We start from the raw sequence: 1,401 nt of genomic DNA on the forward strand, positions 1-1,401 counted from the left end.
GGCCGCCGAGGCCCACCGGGCCGGCGCCGAAGACGTACGGGCGGCCCTCACCGTCGACGCACCCCGCCAGGCGAAAGCCGAGCCCGAGGTCCGCGAGCCGGCAGCACCGCGCCACGCCCAGCCCCACCAGGCCCAGCCCCCGAAGGCCCCGCAACAGCCGGGTCAGCTACAGCAGGCGGGCCAGCAGCCGGGGCAGCAGACCCCGCAGCAGGCAGGCCAACAGCAGCAGCTCGACCCGAAGCAGGCCACCCCGGCCAAGGCCGGGGAAGCCCGCCCGGAGAGTGACAAGGCCACCGAGCAGCACCACGACCGGGTGGACGCCGAGCGCTTCAACACCGCCGGCGAAGGCACCGTCTACGCCACCCGCAACCGGGTCCGCCCCGCCGAGCCCGAGCGGGAGACCACGATCGTCGACGCGCTCGCCGCCGTACCGGTGGAGCCGCCGCAGGCCGAAGCCCCCGAGGTGATGGTCCTGCCGGAGCCCGACCGCAACCGGCCCACCGTGGCCCTGGACCGCAACGCGGTGCCCGGCCAGCCGGCCTCCGGGCTGTCCCGGCTCGGCCGCACCCGGCACGATCCGGCCCGGGCCGACCGGGCCCTGCAGGACCGGGTACGCCAGGAGCGCACCGCCGCGCTGCTCGAGACGTCCCCGTTCTGGAAGGCCGAGGAGGAACGCCGCGCGCTGTCCGCACCGCCGGCCGAGGCCCCCGAGAAGGCCACCGAGGTCCGCCCGCGGGCCCGCCGGCGCGCGCCGGAGCCCCGCCGTCCCGCCGCCGGCCTGTTCGGGCTGCTCGCCCTCGGGTTGATCGCCGCCTTCTTCGCCTGGGTCAGCGCCGAGCCGTTCTGGCTGGCCGTCGGGCACGGCGACCGTGGCTCCGCGACGGTCACCCGGTGCACCGGGTCGGGGGTCAGCCAGCGCTGCACCGGCCAGTTCACCGCCGCGAACGGCACCTACCGGGTGGACCGGCTGGCCCTGTTCGGCATCGAGCCGACCCAGCGGGTGCCCGGGACGAGCGCGCCGGCCCGGATGGTCAGCAGCGACAGCCGGCAGGCGTACGTGGGCGACACCGGCGTGCTCGTGCACCTGCGCTGGGCGCTGAGCTTCGTGCTGGTGCTGCTCTGCGGCCTGGGTATCGCCGCGCTGACCGGGGTCCGGCGGCTGGAGACGGCCCGGGCGCGGCGCGGGGCTCTGCTGGTCAGCCTGGCCGGTCCGCTGGTACTGCTCGCCGGTTTCCTCTACGTCACTTATTGACGGTGTGCACGAGCGCGTACACGTCGCGCTTGCGCAGCCCGTACATGTCGGCCACGGCCTGGATCGCGTCGCGCCGTGACTCGCCCGCAGCCTCGCGCTCGACGACCGCCGCGCGCAGGTCCTCGTCGGCCGGCCGCTCGGCCGGCCCG

At 76.5% G+C, this 1,401-nt stretch carries 1 protein-coding gene and 1 pseudogene; one reads left to right on the top strand and one right to left on the bottom strand.

Annotation, left to right across the window (positions count from 1 at the left end):
• Positions 1 to 1,252: hypothetical protein (locus AB0C29_RS48450; protein ID WP_360835135.1), on the top strand; the 1,252-nt coding region annotated here is incomplete at its 5' end.
• On the opposite strand, the pseudogene AB0C29_RS48455 reads toward AB0C29_RS48450, so the two are convergent.
• Positions 1,242 to 1,401, bottom strand: a pseudogene (locus AB0C29_RS48455) (16S rRNA (cytidine(1402)-2'-O)-methyltransferase); the annotation flags it as partial. The gene AB0C29_RS48450 and the pseudogene AB0C29_RS48455 sit on opposite strands and share 11 nt — an antisense overlap.

The organism is Actinoplanes sp. NPDC048791, from assembly GCF_040650095.1.
Lineage (GTDB): Bacteria > Actinomycetota > Actinomycetes > Mycobacteriales > Micromonosporaceae > Actinoplanes.